Genomic DNA, 24,048 nt, shown 5'->3' with positions numbered 1-24,048 from the left:
GGTGACCCTGTGCTCAGCCGACATCCACCCGCCACGCCGGCGGCAGCCCCTCGATGATGTGCTGCATCAGCGCCCGCACCTTCGGGGTCAGATCGCGGCGATCGCTGACGCACAGGAACAACCGCATCGGCTCCGGTGAGGCCTGGGTGCTCTGCGCATCGCCGGGTTCGAACAGCGCCTGCAGCTCGCCGCGCGCGAGATAGGGCGCGGCCACGAACGCCGCCAGCCGGGTGATGCCGCCGCCGGCCACCGCCATCGCGGCCAGTGCATCGACGTCATCGCTCACCAGCGCCGGGGCCACCTCGGCATCGAAGCGCATGCCGTCGCGGACGAAGCCCCACGGCAGATAGCGCCCGTCCAGCGGGTAGCGCAGCAGCAGGCAACGATGCTCGCGCAGCGCCTCCGGTGTGAGCGGAATCCCGGCCCGCGCGAGATACGACGGTGCCGCGCAGAACACGAACGGCACCTGCGCGATCGGCCGCGCCACCAGGCCTTCCTCCAGCTGCGGTTCGATCCGGATGCTCACGTCCACGTCTTCGTGCGCGTGGTCCACGCTGCGGTCGGTGAGCAGCAGCTCGATCGCCAGGCGGCGGAAGCGGGCCTGCAGCGCGGGCAGCAACGGGGCCAGCGCGTGGCGGCCGAACGCGGTGCTGCTGGCGATCCGCAACCGTCCTTCAGGCGTGGCATCGAGGTCGGTCACGGCGGCCTGGGCGCGCTGCAGGTCGCGTTCGATGTGGCGCACCTGGGCCAGGTACAGCGCACCGCGCTCGGTCAGGGCCAGGGTACGGGTGGTGCGGTTGAGCAGGCGCACGCCCAGATGCGCCTCCAGCCGGGCGATGTTCTGCCCGACCGCCGCCGGGCTCACCCCAAGCGTGCGCGCGGCCGCAGCCAGGCTGCCCGCGTCGGCGGTCCGGATGAAGCTGCGGATTGACTGGAGAATGTTCATGCTGGCCGCCATTCTCGCGCTCCATTGGAAAGAATTTCTTTATAAAGCGCCAAGTCCATCCGGTCTACCCGCCCTGCGGCCCCCTGCTTATCGTGCCTGTCCCGCAACCGCCAGGTTGCCCGCTCGCCCGGCTCTGTTGCCCGGGCGACGCCGCTTCCGCGCTGTGCCGCCCCCGCTGCCGTCGCGTCCTGCGCACGGCCTGGCCGCCTTCCCCGGAGATGACATGAACCCAGCGCTCGCCCCCCTCGATACCGACCCGCAGGAAACCCAGGAATGGCGTGAGTCGCTGGAGGCGGTCATCCACGCCGCCGGCCGCCCGCGCGCGCATTACCTGATGGACCAGCTGACCGAGCTGGACACGGCCCGCCATGGGGATCTGCATGGCCGCGTCTGGACGGCGTATACCAACACCATTCCGGTCGAGCGCCAGCCGGCCTATCCGGGCGATCTCGGCATCGAGCGCCGCCTCAACGCGATGATCCGCTGGAACGCGATGGTCATGGTGCTGCGCGCCGGCAAGCACTCCAACGTGGGTGGCCACATCGCCACGTACCAGTCCGCGGCGGTGCTGTACGACGTCGGCTTCGATCACTTCTTCCGTGGCCGTACCGACACCTTCGATGGCGACATGATCTACATCCAGGGCCACTCGGCGCCCGGCATCTACGGCCGCGCATTCGTCGAAGGCCGCATCGCGCCCGAACGCATGGACAACTTCCGCCGCGAATCTGATCGCGATGGCCTGTCCTCCTATCCGCACCCGCGGCTGATGCCGGACTTCTGGCAGTTCCCCACCGTCTCGATGGGGCTGGGCCCGCTCACCGCCGCCTACCAGGCGCGTTACATGCGCTACCTGGAATACCGCGGGCTGAAGGAGCACCAGGGCCGCAAGGTATGGGCCTTCCTTGGCGATGGTGAAATGGACCAGCCCGAATCGCTGGCCGCCATTTCTGTGGCCGGCCGCGAGCGCCTGGACAACCTGGTGTTCGTGGTGAACTGCAATCTGCAGCGGCTGGACGGCCCGGTGCGCGGCAACGCCAAGGTGATCCAGGAACTGGAAGGCACCTTCCGCGCCGCCGGCTGGAACGTCATCAAGGTCATCTGGGGCGGCGGCTGGGATGCGCTGCTGGCCAAGGACCGCACCGGCCTGCTGCGCCAGCGCATGATGGAATGCGTGGATGGCGACTATCAGACCTTCAAGTCGCAGAACGGTGCCTACGTGCGCGAGCATTTCTTCGGCAAGTATCCCGAACTGCTGGCGCTGGTCGCGGAGATGAGCGATGACGAGATCTGGGCGCTTGCGCGCGGCGGTCACGATCCGCAGAAGGTCTATGCCGCCTACGCGCAGGCCGTCGCCGGCAACGGCCGGCCGAGCGTGATCCTGGCCAAGACGGTCAAGGGGTTCGGCATGGGCGAGGCCGGTGAAGGCCAGAACATCAATCACCAGCTCAAGAAGATGAGCGCCGATGCCGTGCGTGCGTTCCGTGATCGGTTTGATCTGCCGGTCAGTGACGACCAGCTGGAAGACATGCCGTACCTGCGCCCCGCGCCGGGCAGTGCAGAGGCGCGCTATTTCGCACAGCGCCGCCAGGCCCAGGGCGGCCAGCTGCCGGCGCGGGTGACCCACGTCGATCCGTTGCCGGTGCCGGCGTTGTCGGCGTTCGCCACCCAGTTGCAGGGCAGTGGCGAACGCGGCCAGTCCACCACGATGGGCTTCGTGCGCATCCTCACCACGCTGCTCAAGGACCCGGAACTGGGCAAGCTGATCATTCCGATCGTGCCCGATGAATCGCGCACGTTCGGCATGGAAGGCCTGTTCCGCCAGATCGGCATCCACTCCTACCTCGGCCAGCTGTACACGCCGCAGGATGCCGGCCAGCTGAGCTATTACAAGGAAGCCAAGGACGGCCAGATCCTGCAGGAAGGCATCAACGAATCCGGCGCGATCTGCTCGTGGATCGCCGCCGGTACCGCCTACAGCAACCACGGCCTGGCCACGATTCCGTTCTACATCTTCTACTCGATGTTCGGCCTGCAGCGCGTCGGTGACCTGGCCTGGGCGGCTGCCGATGCACGCACCCGCGGCTTCCTGCTCGGCGCCACCTCCGGCCGCACCACGCTGATGGGCGAGGGCCTGCAGCACGATGACGGCCACAGCCACGTGCTGTCCTCGGTGATCCCCAGCTGCGTGTCCTTCGATCCCACCTACAACTTCGAACTGGCGGTGATCATCCAGGACGGCCTGCGCCGGATGTACGTGGACCAGGAGGACATCTACTACTACATCACCGTGCTCAACGAGGCCTATCCGCACCCGGCACTGCCGGAAGGCAGCGAAGCGGGCATCCTCAAGGGCCTGTACCTGCTGCACCCCGCTGCCGCCGACAGCGACCCGGCGCTGCGTGTGCAGCTGATGGGCAGTGGCGCGATCCTGCGCGAAGTGGAAGCCGCGGCCACGCTGCTGCAGCAGGATTTCGGCATCGCCAGCGATGTGTGGAGCGCCACCAGCCTCACCGAACTGCGCCGTGATGGCCTGGCGGCCGAGCGCTGGAACCTGCTGCACCCCGTGGAGGAGCCGCGGGTGCCGTATGTGCACCAATGCCTGGCCGCGCACCCGGGCCCGGTGATCGTGGCCACCGACTACATGAAGATCGTCGGCGACCAGATCCGGCCCTTCATCGACGGCCGCCGCTTCACTGCGTTGGGCACCGATGGCTTCGGCCGCTCGGATACGCGCGAGTCACTGCGTACGTTCTTTGAAGTGGACCGCCACTTCATCGTGCTCGCCGCGCTCAAGTCGCTGGCCGATGACGGCCGGATCGAACGCGGCCAGCTGCAGGTGGCGATCGACCGGTACGGCATTGATGTGGAGAAGGTGGACCCGGCGGCGGTGTAGGGGCTGGGCCACTGCCCTTGGTTGCATCTGAGAGCATCGACCGCAGCCCGGCGGTGCTCGCTTACACTGGCCGGATGCGCCCCGATTCCATCCTCACCCTCTCATGCCCGGACCGTACCGGGATCGTCTACCGTGTGTCCGGCCTGCTGTTCGAGCTGGGCTGCAACATCCTCGATGCCCAGCAGTTCGGCGACGACGAGAGCGGCCGGTTCTTCCTGCGCGTGCATTTCGATCGTGCCGCCGAGCGGTCACTGGGCGATGTGGAAGCCCGCATGGCCACCCTGGCCGCCGAGTTCGGGATGGACTGGCAGCTGCATGACGCCCGCCGCCGCGCACGGCTGCTGGTGCTGGTGAGCAAGCAGGGGCATTGCCTCAATGACCTGCTGTTCCGCGCGCACAGCCGGCAGCTGCAGGTGGATATCGCGGCGGTGGCCTCCAATCACGAGGACTTCGCTGCCCTGGCCGGCTCCTATGGCGTGCCGTTCCATCACCTGCCGGTCAACGCGGACAACCGCGCCGTGCAGGAGCAGCAGATCATCGATCTGGTCGAGCGCGAGCAGATCGACCTGGTGGTGCTGGCGCGTTACATGCAGATTCTGTCGCCGCGCCTGTGCGAGGCCTTGGCCGGGCGGGCGATCAACATCCACCACAGCTTCCTGCCCAGCTTCAAGGGCGCGCAGCCGTATCACCAGGCGCACGCGCGCGGGGTCAAGATCATCGGCGCGACCGCGCACTATGTGACCCCGGATCTGGACGAAGGCCCGATCATCGAACAGGACGTGGCGCGCGTGGATCACGCGATGACGCCGCGCGACCTGGTGCGGCTGGGCAGCGACACCGAATCGCAGGTACTGGCCCGCGCGGTACGCCGGCATGTGGAGCACCGCATCCTGCGCAACGGGCATCGCACCGTCGTCTTCCGCTGATCGGTAGGTACCCACCGTTGGTCGGTACGACTGACCTGTAGGTACCCACCGTTGGTGGGTACGACTGACTGTAGGTACCCACCGTTGGTGGGTACGACGCTCCGGTAGTGCCGGCCGCTGGCCGGCTCATCGCACGCCCCAAACGGTATCGGGAGCCGGCCAGCGGCCGGCACTACCAGCGCACGGCCAGCACCCGCCGATCGTTCTTTGATCCGGTAGGTACCGACCGTTGGTCGGTACGCCGTTCCGGCTGGCGCCCGGAGGTCGCCCGTCAGATAACCGCGATCTTCGCCTTGGCCAACGCCTCGCGCACCATCCCATCGTTGGCCTCGGTCACCGGCCGGGTCAGGTCCCACAGGAACTTCACCCGGAACCCGGATTTCATCGCGTCCTGCGCGCTCCACAGCACGCAGTAATCGCGCGCCAGGCCGCACACATGTACCTCGCGGATGCCGCGCTCATGCAGCCAGCCGGCCAGGCCGGTGGCGGGGCGGGTGCCGTCGGGACCATGGTTTTCACGGAAAGCACTGTATGAGTCCACCTCGCGCCGGGTGCCCTTGCGCAGGATCAGGTCAGCCACCGTCCAGTCCACGCCCGGATGCAGCACGGCGCCATCGCTGCCCTGCACGCAGTGGTCCGGCCACAGGGTCTGCGGCTGGGCGTGCAGCAGGATCGCTTCGAACGGCAGATGCCCCGGGTGCTGGCTGGCGAAGGAGGCGTGGTCGGCCGGGTGCCAGTCCTGGGTCGCCACCACGGTGGCGTACCGGCGTTCGGCCAGCAGGGCGGCAATGTCCGGCACGATCGCATCGCCGTCCACGCAGGCCAGTGCGCCACCGGGCATGAAGTCCGGCTGCAGGTCGATCACGACCAGGGCGACATCGGCGGGGTAACGGCTCATGGCGGCTTCACGGCTGTAGGGGCGCCCAGTCTAGCCGACGCCCCTGCAGCGGTCAGTCGGCGTCGCCCTGCTTCGAGGTGCCATCGCCGTAATACAGCACGCCTAGCTTGATCCGCTCGCGCCCGGTCTCGCGGCGGTGGCGGTTGGCGTCGCGCAGCGAGTACACGCAGCCGCAGTACTCCTGCTGGTAGAACTGCTCGCGCTTGCTGATCTCCACCATCCGCGCGGCGCCGCCGCCCTTGCGCCAGTTGTAATCCCAGTACTGGAGGCCCGGATAGTGCGCGGCGGCGCGGTGGCCGCAGTCGTTGATCTGGTTCATGTCCTTCCAGCGCGAGATGCCCAGCGAGCTGCTGATCACCGCAAAGCCGTTCTCATGCGCGTAAAGCGCGGTGCGCACGAAGCGCATGTCGAAGCACATCGTGCAGCGGATGCCGCGCTCTGGTTCGTTCTCCATGCCGCGGGCGCGCGAGAACCAGGTGTCGGTGTCGTAGTCGGCGTCGACGAACGGCACGCCATGCTTCTCGGCGAAGCGGATGTTCTCCTGCTTGCGCAGTTCGTATTCCTTCACCGGGTGGATGTTGGGGTTGTAGAAGAAGATCGTGTAGTCGATGCCGGAGGCGGTGATCGCCTCCATCACTTCGCCCGAGCACGGCGCGCAGCACGAGTGCAGCAGCAGCTTGGTGTGGCCGTCGGGCAGGGACAGGGTGGGGCGGTCGATCGGTGTCAGGTCATGCGGGTTCATGCGTTTCTCGTCGACCCCACCGCCGGCAACGGCGGCGATGGGGTCCTTGGGTCAGTCTACAAAGGGCCGATCAGGCGGCGTTGGCGTCGGCGGTTTCCTCGCGCAGTTCGCGCGCGGCGGCCACCAGTGCTTCCAGCGCGGCACGGGTTTCCGGCCAGCCGCGGGTCTTCAGGCCGCAATCCGGATTGACCCAGATCTGCTCCGGTCGCAGCACTTCGGCGGCCTTGCGCAGCAGCGCCAGCATCTCGGCCTTGTCAGGCACGCGGGGGGAGTGGATGTCGTACACGCCCGGCCCGATCTCGTTGGGATACTGGAAGCGCACGAAGGCATCCAGCAGTTCCATGCGCGAGCGCGAGGTTTCGATCGAGATCACGTCCGCGTCCATTGCGGCCACCGAGTGGATGATGTCGTTGAACTCGGAATAGCACATGTGCGTGTGGATCTGGGTCGCATCGCGCACGCCGCTGGCGCTGATCCGGAACGCTTCCACCGCCCAGTCCAGGTATTCGCGCCATTGCGCACGGCGCAGCGGCAGTCCCTCACGGATGGCCGGCTCGTCGATCTGGATCACGCCGATGCCGGCCGCCTCCAGATCCGTCACTTCATCGCGCAGGGCGAGTGCGATCTGGCGGCAGGTGTCCGCCCGGGACTGGTCATCGCGCACGAACGACCACTGCAGCACCGTCACCGGCCCGGTCAGCATGCCCTTCATCGGCCGCTGCGTGAGCGACTGCGCATACTGCGACCAGCGCACTGTCATCGGCTGCGGACGGGTCACATCGCCGAAGATCACCGGCGGCTTCACGCAGCGCGAGCCGTAGCTCTGCACCCAGCCATTCTTGGTAAAGGCAAAGCCATCGAGCTGCTCGCCGAAGTACTCGACCATGTCGTTGCGCTCGAACTCGCCATGCACCAGCACGTCCAGCCCGATCTGTTCCTGCACGCGCACGCAGTGCTCGGTCTGGGTGGCCAGGAACGCATCGTAATCCGCATCGGAGAGCTTGCCGGACTTGTTGCGGGCGCGGGCCTCACGCACCTCCAGCGTCTGCGGGAACGACCCGATCGTGGTGGTCGGGAAGCGCGGCAGCTTCAGCGCGGCGGCCTGGGCCAGGTGGCGTTGCGGGTAGCGGCTGTGGCGCTGTGCATCGGCCGGGGTCAGCGAGGAAAGACGCGCGGCGACGGCCGGGTTGTGCACGCGCGGCGAACGGCGGCGCGATTCGATGCACGCACGCGAATGCGCGAGCGGTGCCTCGGCACGCGCCGGCGCATCGATCGCGTCGGCCAGCACGCGCAGCTCGGCGAGTTTTTGCTTGGAGAACGCCAGCCAGCTGCGCAGTTCGTCGTCCAGCTTCTTTTCGTGGTCCAGATCGACCGGGCTGTGCAGCAGCGAACACGATGGCGCCAGCCACAGCGCATCGCTGCCGACATGACCGTGCGCGTAGCGCGCCAGCACCAGGGCGTTGTCCAGGTGGGTGCGCCAGATGTTGCGGCCGTTGACCAGCCCGGCCGACAGTACGCGACCGGCCGGCAGCGCCTTGATCACCGCATCGAGCTGTTCCGGCGCACGGACCAGATCCACATGCAGGCCATCGACCGGCAGCGAGGCAGCCAGCGCCAGGTTGTCTTCCAGCGCACCAAAGTACGTCGCCACCAGCACCTTGGGGCGGGCGACCTGGCCCAGCACCGCATAGGCGTGCTCGAACGCGGCCCGCGTGGCCTCGTCCAGGTCCTGCACCAGCAGCGGCTCATCCAGCTGCACCCACGCCGCGCCGGCGGCCTTGAGTTCGCCCAGCAGCTGCACGTACACCGGCAGCAGCGCATCGAGCAGGTCCAGGGCGTTGCTGCCATCGGTAGTCTTGGACAGCCGCAGGAAGGTCACCGGCCCGATCAGCACCGGGCGGGTCTCGATCCCCAGCGCCTTGGCCTGGCGGTACTCGGCCAGCGGCTTGTCGCCGCGCACCGCGAAGGTCTGGCCGGCGTGCAGTTCGGGCACCAGGTAGTGGTAGTTGGTGTCGAACCACTTGGTCATTTCCAGCGCATGCAGGTCGATGCCATCGCGCTGCAGGCCCCGCGCCATCGCGAAGTAGCCGCTCAGCGGTTCGGCATCGGCGAGCGCGCGGTAACGGGCCGGGATCGCATCGAACAGGAAGGCCGCATCCAGCACCTGGTCATACAGGCTGAAATCGTTGCTCGGCGGCACATCCACGCCGGCCTCGCGCTGCAGCTGCCAGTGGCGTTCACGCAGCTCGGCCGCGGTGTCCTGCAGCGACGCGGCGCTGCTCTCGCCGGACCAGAAGGCTTCGAGCGCGCGCTTGAGTTCGCGCTTGGCACCGATGCGCGGAAAACCCAGGGTGGTAACAGTGGTCATTGGAACGTGTCCTCATTGCGTAGGGGCATTGAGGAACGAAGGAACCGCGCGCCGTCCGGGGCCTTGCAGCCCGTTCCGCCCCGCCAGCGACCTTCGCCCCCGCGGGCGAACCGGATGCCGTGAAGCGGACGCACGGGGGCAGCGCCATGCAGGCGGCATGGCGGCAGGCCCCGGCAACCTCCCCGCGGACGTTCCAGGTCGAATCGGAGGACGGTCATGTCCTCCGGCCGGGGCCGGTATTCGGGCTGATGGACACGGGCGCGGACGCCCACCTAGTACCTGCCGCTTCCCAGGCGCGAAGGCCCAGTGCTGTTGGCAGGAGTCGTTTCCATTCACCGCTGCGGGGCAGCTCCGGAATGGGCGCGCGAGGCGCCTTCACCGGATTCCCGTTTAAATCCATCCCTTCATCTGCATGAAGCGATGGATACCTTCGGCGAGCACAAGGTAGGCCGAAGGCGGGCGATGGTCAAGTCTGTCCGATTCATCCCACTGCATCCAAACCACTGCCACCTGCGTATCTCCCTGCAAGCCCGCCCGTTTGGACTCCCATGCGCCAGCCCTTGTCCTGCCTGATCCTGCTGCTGTCGGTGATCGCCCCCCCCGTGAGTGCCGCCGATCAGACCGTGCAGCGCCAGGAAGGGCGCGCGTACGCCACCGCCGATGGGCGCCTTCTCTACCGCGAGACCCATTGGCTGCAGGGGCCGGCAAGCGCACAGTCGCGGCTGGTGCTGTACCGCTGCAGCGACGGGCGCCCGTTTGCGCGCAAGTGGATGACCCCGCAGGGCAGCCCGCAGACGCCGGATTTCACCCTGGACGATGGACGCGATGGGTATCAGGAAGGTGTGCGCGGCGGTGCCGCTACCCGCCAGGTATCGGTCCGCGCCAGCGCGCAGGCACCGACCTTCAGCAGGGCCATCACGATCCCCTCGGGGGCGGTGGTGGATGCCGGGTTCGACGCGGCCGTGCGCAGCCATTGGGCCGCGTTGCAGGCCGGGCAGAGCGTGGCCTTCCAGTTCCTGCTGCCCAGCCGCCAGCGCCTGGTGCCGCTGAAACTGCAACGCACGGGTGCGGTGACCTGGCAGGGTCAACCGGCCGAACAGCTGCAGATGAAGCTCGATGCCTGGTTCGGTTTCGCCGTGCCCGCGGTCACCTTGGTGTATGCCACCGCAGACCAGCGCCTGCTGCAGTTCACCGGCACCGGCAACGTCCGCGATGAGAAGGGCAAGTACCCGCAGGTGCGGGTCGAGTTTCCCGCCGCACCGGTTGCAACGCCCGCCGCCGAGCTCGCCGCTGCCCGCACGCAGCCGCTGGTGAAGACATGCGGTGCCTGAGCGCCCCCTTGCAGATGGCGCCGGGAGCAAGGAGGATGCCGATACGCCCGTTATCGACATTGAGCCTGCAATGCCCGAGCTGGACGCCGCCGCTACCGCTGCATCACATCGTCTGGACGAGCTGCTCGTCCGGGTCGCCGGCGGTGATCGCCAGGCGTTCGAATCGGTCTATCAGCTGGCCTCCGGCCGCCTGTTCGCGATCTGCCTGCAGGTGCTGCGCGACCGCGGCGATGCCGAAGAGGTACTGCAGGACGTGTTCACCACGGTCTGGAACAAGGCGGCGCAGTTCGACCGCGCCAAGGCGGCGGCCATGACCTGGCTGTCGATGCTGGCCCGCAACCGCTCGATCGACCGTCTCCGCGCCGCGCCGCCGCGCGCGCTGGATGATCTGTCGGTGGCCGAGGAACTCCCCGATGTCGCGCCGCAGCCGGCCCAGGTGGCCGAACAGGCGTCGGATCACGAGCGCCTGCAGGACTGCCTGGATACGCTGGAGCCGCGCCGTCGCTCGCTGATCCGGCTGGCCTTCCTCGATGGCGCCAGCTATGAGGAACTGGCGCGCCGCATTGGTTCGCCGCTGGGCTCGGTGAAGAGCTGGATCCGCCGGGGCCTGGGCCAACTGCGGGTGTGCCTGGAACGATGAACGCCCGCGACCTCCATGATCTGCATGACGACGGCGAACCGCCGAGCGCCGACATCCTCGCCGGTGAGTACGTGCTGGGGGTGCTCGATGCCGCGCAGCGTGCCGAGGTTGAACGCCGCATCGCCAGCGATCCCGGCTTCGCGCGATTGGTCGCCCAGTGGGAGAACCGCCTTGCGCCCCTGCTCGAATCGCTCGGTACCGAAGCGGTGCCCGCGCATCTGTGGCCGCGCATCCGCACCTCGCTGGGCTGGCCCGCCGCAACGACCGCCTCGCCACGGGTCTGGCAGCGCACCGGTTTCTGGCAGGGCATGACCGCGCTGGCCGCCGCGCTGGCACTGGTGGCGGTGTTCAGCCGCCGCGATCTGGAGCCGACCACACCGTCGCCTACGCCCGTGGCGGTCACGCCGACCCCGCCGACGACACCGGCCGAGCCGGAGCAGGCCACCAAGCCGGTCACGCCGCTGTTGCACGACGACGGTACGCCGGGCTGGCTGGCGTCCGTCGACAAGGCCCAAGGCAAGGTGCTGATGGTGCCGGTCCCGGCCGCGGCCGATGCGGCCGGCCGTGCACCCGAGCTGTGGCTGATCCCGGCCGGCGGCACCCCGCGTTCGCTGGGCCTGGTCTCGATCAACCGCGCGCACACTGTTGCGGTGCCGGCCACGCTGCGTGATGCACTTGTGAATGGCTCGGTGCTGGCGATCACACTGGAACCGTCAACCGGTGCGCCGCAAGGCATTCCGACCGGCCCGATCATCGCCAAGGGCGACATCGCCAACCTGTAATCGCACGGACGCACGGTTTTTTTTCCGGATCCGTGCATCCAAACGGCGCCCGCTCCCGTATCTCCTGATAACGCCTCAGGAGAAGCGAGTCATGTCGGTCAGCCCCACCCCCGACGCAGGACGCACCGCACAGCGACGCCGCTGGGCCACGCTGTGGCGTTGGTTCGATACCAGCACGGATGCGGCGGCTGCGACCGGCCAGCCACAGCGGGTGGACTGGGTGCGGGCCATCCCGTTCGCGGCGATGCACCTGGCCTGCCTGGCGGTGATCTGGGTGGGTGTGTCCTGGGTCGCGGTCGGCGTGGCGGTGGCACTGTACGCGGTGCGCATGTTCGCGATCACCGCCTTCTACCACCGCTACTTCTCGCACCGTACCTTCCGCACCTCGCGCGCCGTGCAGTTCCTCTTCGCGCTGATCGGCGCCTCCAGCGTGCAGCGCGGCCCGCTGTGGTGGGCCGCGCATCACCGCAACCATCATCGCCATACCGACACGGCGGCCGATCCGCATTCGCCCTCGGTGCATGGCTTCTGGTGGAGCCACATGGGCTGGTTCCTGACGGTGGAAGGCTTCCGTACCGACTGGTCGCGCATTCCCGATCTGGCCAAGTATCCCGAACTGCGCTGGCTGGATCGCTTCGACACCCTGGTGCCGATCGCGCTGGCCGCGGCACTGTTCGGCCTGGGTGCGCTGCTGGAGCGCATCGCGCCGTCGTGGGGCACCACCGGTGGGCAGATGCTGGTGTGGGGCTTCTTCATCTCCACCGTGGTGCTGTTCCACGCCACGGTGACCATCAACTCGCTCGCGCACCGTTTCGGCCGCCAGCGCTTCAACACCGGTGACGACAGCCGCAACAATCTGTGGCTCGCCCTGCTGACGTTTGGCGAAGGCTGGCACAACAACCATCACTTCTTCCCGGGCACCGCGCGCCAGGGCTTCTACTGGTGGGAAGTGGATGTCACCTGGTATGGCCTGCGTGCGATGGCCGCGCTCGGGCTGGTGCGTGATCTCAAACCCGTGCCGGCCTGGGTGCTGGCCAAGGCGGAGCACTGACATGCGGATCGCCGTGATCGGATCGGGTATCGCCGGCCTCTCCAGTGCGTGGTGGCTGAGCCAGCAGCACGAAGTGACGCTGTTCGAGGCCAATGACTACCTCGGGGGTCACACCCATACGCATGAGGTGGAGGTCGATGGGCGCACGCAGGCGGTGGACACCGGCTTCATTGTGTTCAACCCCGCGCACTATCCGTTGCTGACCGGGCTGTTCGACGAGCTCGGGGTGGCGTCGCAGCCGACCACGATGAGCTTTTCGGTACACAGCGAGCGCAGCGGGCTGGAGTACAACGCGACCTCGCTGGACACCCTGTTCTGTCAGCGCCGCAACCTGGTCTCGCCGCGCTTCTGGGGCATGCTGCGCGACCTGCGCCGGTTCTACCGCGAGGCGCCGGCGCTGCTTGCGCGCGACGATGAAGGTCCCTCGCTGGGCGAGTTCCTGGACAAGGGCCGTTACGGCCGCACCTTCATCGACGAACATCTGCTGCCGATGGCCTCGGCGCTGTGGTCGTCGCCGACGGCCAGCCTGGCCGCCTTCCCGGCGCGCTACCTCGTGCAGTTCATGGCCAATCACCAGATGCTGCAGATGACCGGGCGCGCGCCATGGCGCGTGGTGCAGGGCGGCTCAGCGCGGTATGTCGACGCGCTCCGCCGCCGCTGGCAGGTGCGTGAGCGCCTGGAGTGCCCGGTGTTCGGCGTGGAGCGCCACGAGCATGGCGTGCGCGTGCACAGCGCTGCCGGGCTGGAAGGCTTCGATCAGCTGGTGCTGGCCTGTCACAGCGACCAGGCGCTGGCCTTGCTGTCCGATGCCGATCTCACCGAGCGCGCGGTACTGGGCGCGATCCGTTACCAGCCCAACGAGGTGGTGCTGCATACCGACGCCAGCCTGCTGCCGCGTGACCGCAAGGCCTGGGCCGCCTGGAACGCGCATGTGCCGCGCGACCCGCTTGCGCCGTGCACGGTCAGCTACTGCATGAACCTGCTGCAGGGCATCGATACCCCCACGCCCCTGGTGGTTACCCTCAACCGCAGCGAGGCGGTCGATCCGGCCACCGTGCTGCGCCGCCTGCAGTATGCCCATCCCGTGCACGACCACGCGATGGTGCGGGCGCAGCAGCGCTGGACGGAAATCCAGGGCCATCGCCGGACCTGGTTCGCCGGTGCGTACTGGGGCTGGGGCTTCCACGAGGATGGCATCCGCAGTGCCCGCCGCGTGGTCGATGCATTGCAGGCGTTGGATGCCGAGTCCTACTGGCCGCTGGCCGAGGCACTGCCAGCATGACCGCCAGTGCGATCTATCGCGGCTGGATGCGCCATCGGCGGCACGCGCCGCACGCGCACGCGTTCGGCTACCCGATCGCGCAGCTGCTGCTGGACCTGGACGAACTGCCGCGCCTGTTCGAGCGGCGCTGGCTGTGGTCGGTGGGTCGCCGCAACGTGGTCGAGTTCCGCCGCAGCGACTATCTCGGTGCGCCCGATCAGCCGCTGGCCGATGCCGTACGTGCACGCATCACCGAGGCACTGGGCCACGCGCCCGCCGGGCCGATCCGCCTGCTGACGCATCCGCGGTATGCCGGCCATGTCTTCAATCCGGTGAGCTTCTATTACTGCTATGCCGCTGATGGCACCACGCTGGACAGCATCGTGGCGGAGATCACCAACACGCCCTGGAAGGAGCGCCACGCCTACGTGCTGCCGGTGGCGCAGGCCGATGCCCAGGGCCGCGCGCTGTGCTGGTCCTTCCACAAGCAGTTCCACGTCTCTCCCTTCATGCAGATGGACTGCGAGTACCGCTGGCGCTTCACCGCGCCGGGCGATGACCTGCACGTGCACATGCAGGTCTGGCGCGAGGGCGCATGCCAGTTCGACGCCGACCTGGTGATGCAGCGCCATCCGCTCACCGGTCGTGGCCTGGCCGGCGTGCTGCTGCGCTACCCGCTGATGACCCTCAAGGTCGTGGCCGCGATCCACTGGCAGGCGCTGCGCCTGTGGCTCAAGCGCAACCCCGTTCACGACCATCCTTCTCTTGCTGGAAAATCCCCATGAACGACATGACCCGTGCGGTGGCCGTACCGCAACCGTCCGCCCTTGAAGGGTTCCTGCGCGGGCGCCTGCTGGCGCAGCTGGCACCGCTGCGCGGCGGGCACCTGCGGCTGCGCGATGCGGTGGGCGATGTGGTGATCGGCGATCCGGACGTCGCGCCCCAGGTGACGGTCTGGGTGGACGATCCCGGTTTCTACCGCGCGGTGGCCGCACAGGGCAGCGTGGGTGCAGGCGAGGCCTACATCCGCGGTGACTGGCGCTGCGATGACCTGGTCGCGCTGGTGCAGCTGCTGGTACGCAACCGCGATCTGCTCGATGGCATGGAGGGCGGCCCGGCTCGCATCGGCGGCTGGCTGCTGAAAGGCTGGAACCGGCTGCGTCGCAACACGCGCGAAGGCAGCCGCCGCAACATCGCCGCGCACTATGACCTCGGCAATCCGTTCTTCTCGCTGTTCCTGTCCCCGGACCTGATGTACTCCTCGGCGCTGTATGCCAGCCCGGAAGATACGCTCGAGGCTGCGTCCGAGCGCAAGCTGGCCCGCATCTGCGAGCAGCTGCAGCTCACCGCGTCTGATCGCGTGGTCGAGATCGGCACCGGCTGGGGCGGCTTCGCGCTGTACGCGGCGCGCCATATCGGCTGCCACGTCACCACCACCACCATCTCGGTGGAGCAGTACACGCTGGCCAGGCAGCGGGTCGAGGCGGCCGGGCTGCAGGACAAGGTCACCCTGCTGCTCAAGGATTACCGCGATCTGGAGGGCCAGTTCGACAAGCTGGTGTCCATCGAAATGATCGAGGCGATCGGCGCGCAGTACCTGGACACCTACTTCGCCACGCTTACCCGCCTGCTCAAGGATGACGGTCTGGCGCTGCTGCAGGCCATCACCATCGAAGACCAGCGTTACGAGCAGGCGCGGCGCAGCGTCGATTACATCAAGCGCTTCGTGTTCCCCGGCAGCTTCATCCCCTCGATCAACGCCATCGTGGCCGCCAAGACCCGCAGCAGTGATCTGCAGCTGATCGGCCAGCACGACTTCGGGCCCTCCTACGCACTCACGCTGCGCGCGTGGCGCCAGCGCTTCCTGGCCCAGCTGCCGGCGGTGCGCGCACAGGGCTTCGATGCGGGCTTCATCCGCATGTGGGAGTTCTACCTGGCGTATTGCGAAGGTGGCTTCCTGGAGCGCTCGATCGGCGTCTCGCACCTGTTGATGGCGCGCCCGGGCTACCGGCCCGCGCTGATGGCCGGGGAGGCCTGACGTGCCACGCTTCTGGGCCAACGTGATCGGCAACCAGCTGGTCTGGCTCTGCGCCGTGATCGGGGCCGGTCACGGGCTGCGCTGGCCCGCGCTGTTGGCAGCGGCGGCTTACGTGGGCACTCAGTTGGCCTGGTCCGCGCAGCCGTCAGTGGAGATCAGATTGATGCTGGTGGCGATCGCCTGCGGGTTGGTCGTAGACGGGCTGGCCGGCGCCTCCGGTTGGGTGACGTACGCGGCCGGCAATGATCCGGCGTGGCTGGCCCCGGTCTGGATCCTCGCGCTGTGGGCTGCCTTCGCAATGACGCTCACGGTGTCGTTCGCGACGCTGCAGCGGCATCTGCGCCTTGCGGCGCTGGTCGGTCTGCTGTTGGCGCCGCTGGCGTATCTGTCCGCCGCGCGCGGCTGGTCGTCGGTGGTGTTCGCCACACCGCAGTGGCGCGGTGTGCTGCTGCTCGGCCTCGGCTGGGCGATCGCACTGCCGGTGCTTGCGGCGTGCGCCCGTCATTGGCAGACCCGCGCGGTACCGCTCGCCACCCTTGCTCCAGGAGACACACGATGAAGATGCTGTGGGTGGTGTGGCTGTACGCCGCCGTGATCATGACCTGGGGCTGGTGGTGGCAGCGCCGGCACCAGAACATCGGCGTGGTCGATGTGCTGTGGGCCAAGGGTGTGGGTGCGTCTGCCCTGTTGCTGGCACTGCTCGGCGATGGCGCGGCGATGCCGCGGATCGCGTTGGCGGTGCTGGGCGGCCTGTGGGGGTCACGTCTGGCGCTGCACCTGTGGCACCGCGTGCGCAGCGAGCCCGAGGACGGTCGCTACCAGCATCTGCGCAAGCATTGGAACGGCCATCAGGGAAAGATCTTCGGTTTCTTCCAGTTCCAGGCAGTGCTGATCGTGCTGTTCGCGCTGCCCTTCGTGGCGGTGTCGGTGAATCCGGAAGCACATGGCTGGGGTTGGGTGATCGCGGCCGTGGCGATGTGGCTGCTGAGCGTGGGCGGCGAATCGCTGGCCGACCGTCAGCTGGCGCGCTTCCGTGCCGATCCGGCCAACAAGGGCAAGACCTGCCGCGATGGGCTGTGGCGCTACTCGCGGCATCCCAACTATTTCTTCGAATGGCTGCACTGGTTCACCTACGTGCTGCTGGCCGTGCAGTCGCCGTTGTGGTGGCTGGCGTGGTCCGGCCCGCTGGTGATGTACGTGTTCCTGCGCTGGGTCAGCGGCATTCCCTTCACCGAGGCGCAGGCGCTGCGCTCGCGCGGTGAGGATTACCGCGAGTACCAACGCACCACGCCGATGCTGTTTCCGTGGTTCCCCTCCCGTTCGTCGTCTGCCCGCAAGGAATCTTCACCATGAATGTCGCCAGTGACCGTCTTCCGCTGCCGGACTACGCACCGGGCCTGACCGGCCTGGCCGAACGCGGGGTGCTGCCCGATGCGCTGTTGCGGCTGGGCATCCGCCGCCAGTGCGAGCAGCGCCTGCGCGAAGAGCTGGCCGGCGGTCAGCAGGTGCAGTCGCAGCGCTTTGCGGCGCGCATCGCCGGGCTGGCCAGCAGCGCGGTGGCGCTGCACGTGGATGCGGCCAATCGCCAGCACTATGAAGTGCCGGCCGAATTCTTCCACCGCTGCCTCGGCAAGCGCCTGAAGTACAGCAGCTGCTACTACGCCACGGGCACTGAAACCCTGGACGAGGCCGAAGAGGCGATGCTCGCGCTGTACGGTGAGCGCGCGCAGCTGGCCGATGGGCAGCATATTCTTGAGCTGGGCTGCGGCTGGGGTTCGCTGACGCTGTGGATGGCCGAGCGCTATCCGAACGCGCAGATCACCGCCGTCTCCAACTCCAACAGCCAGCGCGAGTACATCCTGGGGCAGTGTCGTGCACGTGGCCTGATCAACGTCACCGTGCTGACCCGTGACGTGAATCACCTGACGCTCGATGCCGAGACCTTCGACCGCTGCGTCTCGATCGAGATGTTCGAGCACATGCGCAACTACCCGCAGCTGCTGCAGCGCATCCACGCGTGGCTGCGGCCGGAAGGCAAGCTGTTCGTGCACATCTTCGTGCACCGCACGCTGATGTACCCGTTCGAAACCGAGGGCGACGACAACTGGATGGGGCGCCACTTCTTCACCGGTGGCCTGATGCCTGCCGCCGACACCCTGCTGTTCTTCCAGCAGCATCTGCAGCTGCAGCAGCGCTGGCTGCTGGATGGCACCCACTACGAGCGCACCGCCAACCACTGGCTGGCCAACCAGGACCGCGAGAAAGAGGCGGTGATGGCTGTGCTGCGCCAGACCTACGGCGATGCCTCGGCCGCGTTGTGGCACCAGCGCTGGCGCATGTTCTGGATGGCCTGCGCAGAGCTGTTCGGCTACCAGCAGGGCCAGCAGTGGCAGGTGGCCCACTACCTGTTCAACCGTCCGTGATCACCCCACGTTCCTGGAGGAAGCTGTCATGTCCATCCGTGCTCTCGTTCCCCTGCTGGTTGTCGGCATGATGCTCGGCGGCTGCAGCGGCAACACCCGTCCGATCCCGCCCGTGGCGCATGTGGACGTGCCGCGCTTCATGGGCGACTGGTACGTGATCGCGCATATCCCCAGCCGACCCGAGCGTGAGGCGTTCGATGCCGTGGAGTCCTACGCACTGCGTCCGGACGGCCGCATCCAGACCACCTTCCGTTATCGCAAGGGCAGCTTCCAGGCACCGATCAAGACCATGCACCCGGTCGGGACGGTCAAGGAAGGCACCGGCGGCGCGATCTGGGGCATGCAGTTCATCTGGCCGATCCAGGCCGAGTACGTGATCGTGGACCTGGATCCGGAGTACAAGCAGACCATCGTGGGTCGCAGCAAGCGCGACTACATGTGGCTGATGGCGCGCACCCCGACCATCTCCGATGCCGACTATCAAGCGGCCATGACCCGCATCGCCGCGCTCGGTTACGACCTGTCCCAGGTGCGGCGCGTGCCGCAGTCCGGCAACGCTGAATAAGCGGTTCCGTGCCGCGCTTCTCAGGCCCTGAGAAGCGCGCAGGCGATACTGTCGGCATCGATCTTCCGGTTGCCTGCCTCGTGGTGGGTACCGCTGGGGAGGGTGCGTGGATCGGCCACGCACGGGCGGACAGAGGACGGCAACGTGGCGGACAAGTACTGCGATCTGGTCATGAAGGGCGGCATCACCAGCGGCATCGTGTATCCCAACGCGGTGCTGTCGCTGGCCCGTGAGTACCGCTTCAAGAGCATCGGCGGTACCTCGGCCGGCGCCATTGCGGCCGCCGTGGCCGCCGCGGCCGCGCTGGGCGATCGGCGTCGCCAGGCCGGGGAGCCGCTAGCGGCGGCGGTGGGCTTTCCGGGGCTGGCCGACGTGTCCGCGCAGCTGTCCCGGCAGGGCTTCATCCACAGCCTGTTCCAACCGGCGTATGGCGCGCGTACCGCGTATCGCCTGCTGGTGATGCTCACCGGCAAGGCGGGCCTGCTGCGCAAGGTCGCCTGTCTGCTCGCCGCGGTATTCGCCATCGCGCCGGTGGAGCTGCTGGTCTCACTGGCCGGCCTGCTCGGGATCGGTTATCTGGCAGGGGGCATCGACGGCATCTGGGCAACGTTGCTGCCCTCGCTGCTGTGCGCCTACGGGGCCGGTGTACTGGCCTCGGCGCTGCGCGTTGCCCGCGTCGCCCGCCGCAACCTGCTCGGCCTGTGCAATGGCAGCACCCAGCCAAACGCCTCCGCGCCGGCGTTGACGGATTGGCTGCACACCCAGCTGCAGGCCTTGGCCGGCAAGCCGCATGACCAGCCATTGACCTTCGGCGATCTGCACACGGCGCCACGCTATCCCGGCGAGCCCAGCGGCGCGCATGCGATCACGCTGCAGATGATCACCACCTGCGTGTCGCACAGTGAGCCGCGCACGTTGCCGTTCAACGCGGCGCACTTCTGGTTCCTGCGCGAGGAATTCGCGCAGCTGTTTCCGGCCAGCGTGGTCGAGTGGCTGATGGCACGGGCGGGCCCTCCGCAACAGGTCGATGGGCGCGACTACTACCGCCTGGTTGATGGCGAGGATCTGCCGGTGCTGGTCGCCACGCGAATGAGCCTGAGCTTCCCGCTGCTGATCAGCGCGGTACCGCTGCATGAGCCGGCCCGTCGCGAACGCCGCTGTGAGCCGGTGGCCGATGCCGAACCCCGGCGCGACAACACCAACGTCGCCGACAGCATGGAAGGGCTCACCAGCGGTGGCCAGAACTGCGGCCCGGTGATCACCGCGTTCCGTGTGTGCTGGTTCTCCGATGGCGGCATCAGCAGCAACTTCCCGATCCACCTGTTCGACGCCGCGTTGCCGCGCTGGCCGACCTTCGGCATCAATCTGGTCTACGCGCAGCCTGCCGACGCCGTGAGCGTGGTGGCTGAGGGCGACGCGCATGCGCGCGCGGAGCAGGCCGTGTTCCTGCCCACCGAGAACCGCCATGGCTGGCAACGCACCTACCACGCCATCGCGCAGCCGATGGCCGCGGCGGAGATGTCCGGTTTCCTGTTTTCGATCGTATCGACCATGCAGAACTGGCGTGATGTGCTGCAGGCCCGCGCGCCGGGCTACCGCGACCGCATCGTGCATGTCGCGCTGGAGGGCGACGAGGGCGGCATGAACCTGGACATGCCGCAGGCCGTGCTCAGCCGCATCGCCGACAAGGGCAGCATCGCCGGGGAGCGCTTCTGCGATTTCTCCTTTGCCAACCACTACTGGATCCGCTGGCGCAATCTGGCCTCGGCCTACCAGCGCTACACGCTGGATGTGGCACGCACCGATGACCCTGCACAACGCGTGGCGGCATACGAAGCGGCGTATCAAAGTGTGGCCACCGGCATGCCGGTGCCGCCGTCCTACCGATTGAGTTCGGAAGACAAACGGCGCGAATCGCAGCAGCTGTGGCGGCACATGGTCGAGCAGGGCCAGACCTGGGAAGACCTCGGGCCGGACCTCACCGACGGCGCACCGCGCCCGCTGCCGCAGATGAAGGTCACGCCAATCTACTGAGTCGGCGATGGACCGCATCCCGATCCGACCTGCCCGCCGTTGGTCGGCTTCCCGTTAAACGTCACATGACCGGTAGAGCCGACCGTTGGTCGGCAGCTCTTCGCAACGGTGCCAACACTCGCGGCATCGGACGCAAGTCGACCAACGGTCGACGCTACCCGCGTCCCGGCAGCTGCGGGAACGCGCGCTGCATGCAATCCTCGCGCGGGCACACCCGGCAGCCCGGGCCGATCGAGACCGAGTTGCCCGGGCTCTGGATATCCAGCCCACGTGTGTAGATCAGCCGTTCGGCATGCTGCAGGTCGCAGCCCAGCGCCACCGCGAAGGTCTTGCGCGGTTGCCCGTGCCCGATAGGCCCACTGCTGACCTGCCGCGCCAGCCAGAAGTGGCGGCGTCCGTCAGGCATGCGCGCGGTCTGGGTCAGTACGCGCCCCGGTTGGTTGAAGGCTTCGTACACGATCCACAGCGGGCACGAGCCGCCCACCTGTGAGAAGTGGAAATCGGTGGCCGAATGCCGTTTGGAGACATTGCCGGCGCGGTCCACACGGATGAAGAAGAACGGCAGGCCGGGCGCGCTGCGTCGCGCCAGCGTGCTCAAGCGATGGCAGACCGCCTCGAAGCCCACGCCGAAGCGATGGGCGAGCGCATCGATGTCGTATGCGCTGTGCTCGGCGGCGCGCAGGAACTGCGCATACGGCATCACCAGCGCACCGGCGAAGTAGTTGGACATGCCGATCCGCGCCTGCGCGATCTGCTCCGCTTCGCCGAAGCCCGCGCGGGCGATCACCGCATCGATCTGCGCCGCATAGCCCAGCAACGCCAGCTCGGCGGCCATCTGGAATGCCTGCTGGCCCGGCTCCAGATAGTCGGGCAGCCACAAGGTGCGGCTGCCGCCGTCGTAGACGCGCTTCTCGCGCCCGGCCTGCAGCGGCCCCACTTCCACCAGCACGCCATGGCGGTCGGCCAGCAGCTGGCGCAGGCGCGGCGCCACGTGCCCGGCTACCAGCCCCCATTCGCCGAACAGCTGCTCGGCCAGGTCATCCAGCTCGGGGATGTGGTTGTGCATGCGGTTGAAGAAATCGCGGACCTGATCGCCCGCGGGCAACGCCTGCCCGGCGTGCACATCACCCAGCTGGAACTCCAGCGCGGCGGCATGCTCGCGCAGCATCAGGTGGCGGCGGTGCAGGTCGAGCAGGGCACGGCTGATCTGCGGCAGGTTGCCCGCCATCGCGCGCAGTTCGGTGCTGCTGACATCGGCCAGGCCCAGGTCGCGCAGGGTCTCGCCCAGCGATTCCTGCAGCGCGCCGGGGTCATCGACCTCGAACAGCTCGCTGACGTCGCCCAGTACGGCACGCAGCTTGCCCTGCACCGCCGGGGTCAGCGGCCGCTTGTTGCGCTCGATCTGGTTCAGGTAGCTGGCCGACAGCCCCAGCGCCCTGGCCAGGGCAAGCTGGCTGTAGCCGCGCTGCTCGCGCAGCTTGAGCAGGCGCAGGCCGATCTGGCGTTGGACGGGCTGGCTATTCACAGAATTCACAAGAATCGTAGCGGGCATTGGCCAGATTAAGCGCATACAGGCCGGAAATCGAGGGTGGCACTGTGAATAATGCCAACAACTTTCGACCCGCCGGGATTGTCCATGACTGTTGCAGCGCCCCGTATCCGCATGTTGATCGATGGCCAGTTCATCGAATCGACCAGCTCGCATTGGCAGAACGTGGTCAATCCGGCCACCCAGGACGTCCTGGCCCAGGTCCCGTTCGCCACCCCCAGCGAAGTCGACGCCGCCGTCGCCTCGGCCAAGGAAGCGTTCAAGACCTGGCGCAAGACCCCGATCGGCACCCGCGCGCGCATCTTCCTGAAGTACCAGCAGCTGATCCGCGAGAACATGAGCGAGCTGGCCCACATCCTCAGCGCCGAGCAGGGCAAGACCGTGCCGGATGCCGAGGGCGATGTGTTCCGTGGCCTGGAAGTGGTCGAGCACGCTGCCGCGATCGGCAACCTGCAGCTCGGTGAGCTGGCCAACAACGTGGCCAACGGCGTGGACACCTACACCCTGCTGCAGCCGCTCGGCGTCTGCGCGGGCATCACCCCGTTCAACTTCCCGGCGATGATTCCGCTGTGGATGTTCCCGATGGCCATCGCCACCGGCAACACCTTCATCCTCAAGCCGTCCGAGCAGGACCCGATGGTCACCATGCGCCTGGTCGAACTGGCGCTGGAAGCGGGTATCCCCAAGGGCGTGCTGAACGTCGTGCACGGCGGCGAAGAGGTGGTCAACGCGATCTGCGACCACCCGGATATCAAGGCCGTTTCGTTCGTCGGTTCCACCCGCGTCGGCACCCACGTGTACAACCGCGCCTCGCTGGCCGGCAAGCGCGTGCAGTGCATGATGGGCGCCAAGAACCACGCCGTGGTGCTGCCGGATGCGAACAAGGAACAGAGCCTCAACGCGATGGTCGGTGCCGCCTTCGGTGCGGCCGGCCAGCGCTGCATGGCCGCCTCCACCCTGGTGCTGGTCGGCGAAGCACGCGAGTGGGTGCCGGACCTGGTGGCCAAGGCCAAGACGCTGAAGGTCAGCGGCGGCAGTGTCGCCGGTACCGATGTCGGTCCGGTGATCTCCTGCGCCGCGCGTGAGCGTGTCGAAGGCCTGATCGCCTCGGGCGTGGAGCAGGGCGCCAAGCTGGTGCTCGATGGCCGCAACCCGCAGGTCGATGGCTTCGAGAAGGGCAACTTCGTTGGTCCGACCATCTTCGCCGGCGTGACGCCGGGGATGCGCGTGTACGACGAGGAAATCTTCGGGCCGGTGCTGGTGATCCTGGAAGCGGACACCCTGGAAGATGCCATCGCACTGATCAACGCCAACCCCAACGGCAACGGCACCGCGCTGTTCACCCAGTCCGGCGCGGCCGCCCGCAAGTTCCAGGAAGACATCGACGTCGGCCAGGTCGGCATCAACGTGCCGATCCCGGTGCCGGTGCCGCTGTTCTCGTTCACCGGCTCGCGTGCCTCCAAGCTCGGCGACCTGGGCCCGTACGGCAAGCAGGTGGTGATGTTCTACACCCAGACCAAGACCATCACCTCGCGCTGGTTCGATGACGAGACGCTGGGTCATGGCGTCAACACCACCATCAGCCTGAAGTAAGCAAC

At 67.7% G+C, this 24,048-nt stretch carries 20 protein-coding genes and 1 riboswitch; of the genes, 15 read left to right on the top strand and 5 right to left on the bottom strand.

The genetic code is table 11. From position 1 onward, the window contains the following. Window positions 1–13: 13 nt before the first annotated feature. The gene (locus ABE483_RS03220) at window positions 14–946 is read right to left on the bottom strand and encodes a LysR substrate-binding domain-containing protein (protein WP_313208891.1); all 933 of its coding nucleotides are present in this window, start codon (window positions 944–946) and stop codon (window positions 14–16) included. 223 nt (window positions 947–1,169) lie between these two features. Here ABE483_RS03220 and aceE point away from each other — a divergent pair, with 223 nt between their 5' ends. Together aceE and purU are read left to right on the top strand one after the other, a co-directional pair. Continuing rightward, window positions 1,170–3,842 carry a pyruvate dehydrogenase (acetyl-transferring), homodimeric type gene (aceE, locus tag ABE483_RS03215; protein ID WP_346481106.1) on the top strand — a complete coding sequence of 891 codons (2,673 nt, stop codon included), beginning with the start codon at window positions 1,170–1,172 and terminating at the stop codon, window positions 3,840–3,842. 74 nt (window positions 3,843–3,916) lie between these two features. Further along, entirely contained in the window at window positions 3,917–4,768 is an 852-nt protein-coding gene (gene purU / locus ABE483_RS03210) for a formyltetrahydrofolate deformylase (RefSeq protein ID WP_313219882.1), read from the top strand. Window positions 4,769–5,039: 271 nt separating this feature from the next. Here the strand turns inward: purU and pncA are convergent, their stop codons facing one another. The 3 genes from pncA to metE all read right to left on the bottom strand — a co-directional run bounded on the left by pncA (window position 5,040) and on the right by metE (window position 8,776). Beyond that, complete coding sequence (gene pncA / locus ABE483_RS03205) at window positions 5,040–5,666, bottom strand: bifunctional nicotinamidase/pyrazinamidase (protein WP_313208888.1); 627 nt, start codon at window positions 5,664–5,666, stop codon at window positions 5,040–5,042. 52 nt (window positions 5,667–5,718) lie between these two features. Continuing rightward, window positions 5,719–6,408: an epoxyqueuosine reductase QueH gene (locus tag ABE483_RS03200; protein ID WP_346481105.1), complete on the bottom strand. Its 690-nt coding sequence runs from the start codon at window positions 6,406–6,408 to the stop codon at window positions 5,719–5,721. A 70-nt stretch (window positions 6,409–6,478) separates the two neighbouring features. Next, window positions 6,479–8,776 (bottom strand): 5-methyltetrahydropteroyltriglutamate--homocysteine S-methyltransferase, encoded by a 2,298-nt coding sequence (metE, locus tag ABE483_RS03195; protein WP_346481104.1) that lies wholly within the window; start codon window positions 8,774–8,776, stop codon window positions 6,479–6,481. Window positions 8,777–8,989: 213 nt separating this feature from the next. Further along, window positions 8,990–9,223, bottom strand: a riboswitch (cobalamin riboswitch). A gap of 101 nt (window positions 9,224–9,324) precedes the next feature. Here metE and ABE483_RS03190 point away from each other — a divergent pair. From ABE483_RS03190 to ABE483_RS03135, 12 genes are all read left to right on the top strand, one after another. Next, a complete protein-coding gene (locus tag ABE483_RS03190) occupies window positions 9,325–10,107 on the top strand; it encodes a hypothetical protein (protein ID WP_346481103.1) in 783 nt (260 codons plus the stop codon). Window positions 10,108–10,177: 70 nt separating this feature from the next. Beyond that, window positions 10,178–10,747 carry a sigma-70 family RNA polymerase sigma factor gene (locus tag ABE483_RS03185; RefSeq protein ID WP_313208884.1) on the top strand — a complete coding sequence of 190 codons (570 nt, stop codon included), beginning with the start codon at window positions 10,178–10,180 and terminating at the stop codon, window positions 10,745–10,747. Further along, the gene (locus tag ABE483_RS03180) at window positions 10,744–11,529 is read left to right on the top strand and encodes an anti-sigma factor (protein WP_313208883.1); all 786 of its coding nucleotides are present in this window, start codon (window positions 10,744–10,746) and stop codon (window positions 11,527–11,529) included. Before ABE483_RS03185 ends, ABE483_RS03180 begins: the two co-directional genes overlap by 4 nt. A 91-nt stretch (window positions 11,530–11,620) precedes the next feature. Further along, on the top strand, window positions 11,621–12,580 hold the full coding sequence (locus ABE483_RS03175) for an acyl-CoA desaturase (protein WP_070474347.1): 960 nt from the start codon (window positions 11,621–11,623) through the stop codon (window positions 12,578–12,580). 1 nt (window position 12,581) lies between these two features. After that, entirely contained in the window at window positions 12,582–13,862 is a 1,281-nt protein-coding gene (locus ABE483_RS03170; protein ID WP_346481102.1) for an FAD-dependent oxidoreductase, read from the top strand. Further along, window positions 13,859–14,626, top strand: coding sequence for a DUF1365 domain-containing protein (locus ABE483_RS03165; protein ID WP_346481101.1), 768 nt, complete (start codon window positions 13,859–13,861; stop codon window positions 14,624–14,626). Before ABE483_RS03170 ends, ABE483_RS03165 begins: the two co-directional genes overlap by 4 nt. Continuing rightward, complete coding sequence (locus ABE483_RS03160; protein ID WP_313219891.1) at window positions 14,623–15,879, top strand: cyclopropane-fatty-acyl-phospholipid synthase family protein; 1,257 nt, start codon at window positions 14,623–14,625, stop codon at window positions 15,877–15,879. Before ABE483_RS03165 ends, ABE483_RS03160 begins: the two co-directional genes overlap by 4 nt. 1 nt (window position 15,880) lies before the next feature. Further along, window positions 15,881–16,438: a DUF2878 domain-containing protein gene (locus ABE483_RS03155; protein WP_346466235.1), complete on the top strand. Its 558-nt coding sequence runs from the start codon at window positions 15,881–15,883 to the stop codon at window positions 16,436–16,438. Beyond that, window positions 16,435–17,232: a DUF1295 domain-containing protein gene (locus tag ABE483_RS03150; protein WP_346481100.1), complete on the top strand. Its 798-nt coding sequence runs from the start codon at window positions 16,435–16,437 to the stop codon at window positions 17,230–17,232. The genes ABE483_RS03155 and ABE483_RS03150 overlap by 4 nt, the downstream gene beginning before the upstream one ends. Next, a complete protein-coding gene (locus ABE483_RS03145) occupies window positions 17,229–18,302 on the top strand; it encodes a class I SAM-dependent methyltransferase (protein WP_346481099.1) in 1,074 nt (357 codons plus the stop codon). Before ABE483_RS03150 ends, ABE483_RS03145 begins: the two co-directional genes overlap by 4 nt. Before the next feature lie 28 nt (window positions 18,303–18,330). Continuing rightward, window positions 18,331–18,867, top strand: a complete 537-nt coding sequence (locus ABE483_RS03140) for a lipocalin family protein (RefSeq protein WP_313208876.1) — start codon at window positions 18,331–18,333, stop codon at window positions 18,865–18,867. Window positions 18,868–19,011: 144 nt separating this feature from the next. Next, a complete protein-coding gene (locus ABE483_RS03135; RefSeq protein WP_313219895.1) occupies window positions 19,012–20,901 on the top strand; it encodes a patatin-like phospholipase family protein in 1,890 nt (629 codons plus the stop codon). 154 nt (window positions 20,902–21,055) lie between these two features. Here the strand turns inward: ABE483_RS03135 and ABE483_RS03130 are convergent, their stop codons facing one another. Further along, window positions 21,056–22,453, bottom strand: coding sequence for a short-chain fatty acyl-CoA regulator family protein (locus ABE483_RS03130; protein ID WP_346481098.1), 1,398 nt, complete (start codon window positions 22,451–22,453; stop codon window positions 21,056–21,058). A gap of 84 nt (window positions 22,454–22,537) precedes the next feature. Between ABE483_RS03130 and ABE483_RS03125 the strand changes: the two genes are divergently transcribed. Continuing rightward, on the top strand, window positions 22,538–24,043 hold the full coding sequence (locus ABE483_RS03125; RefSeq protein WP_313208873.1) for a CoA-acylating methylmalonate-semialdehyde dehydrogenase: 1,506 nt from the start codon (window positions 22,538–22,540) through the stop codon (window positions 24,041–24,043). Window positions 24,044–24,048 lie beyond the last annotated feature (5 nt).

Source organism: Stenotrophomonas sp. TWI602 (genome assembly GCF_039674045.1).
GTDB lineage: Bacteria > Pseudomonadota > Gammaproteobacteria > Xanthomonadales > Xanthomonadaceae > Stenotrophomonas.
This window is presented reverse-complemented; position numbering and strand designations above follow the sequence as displayed.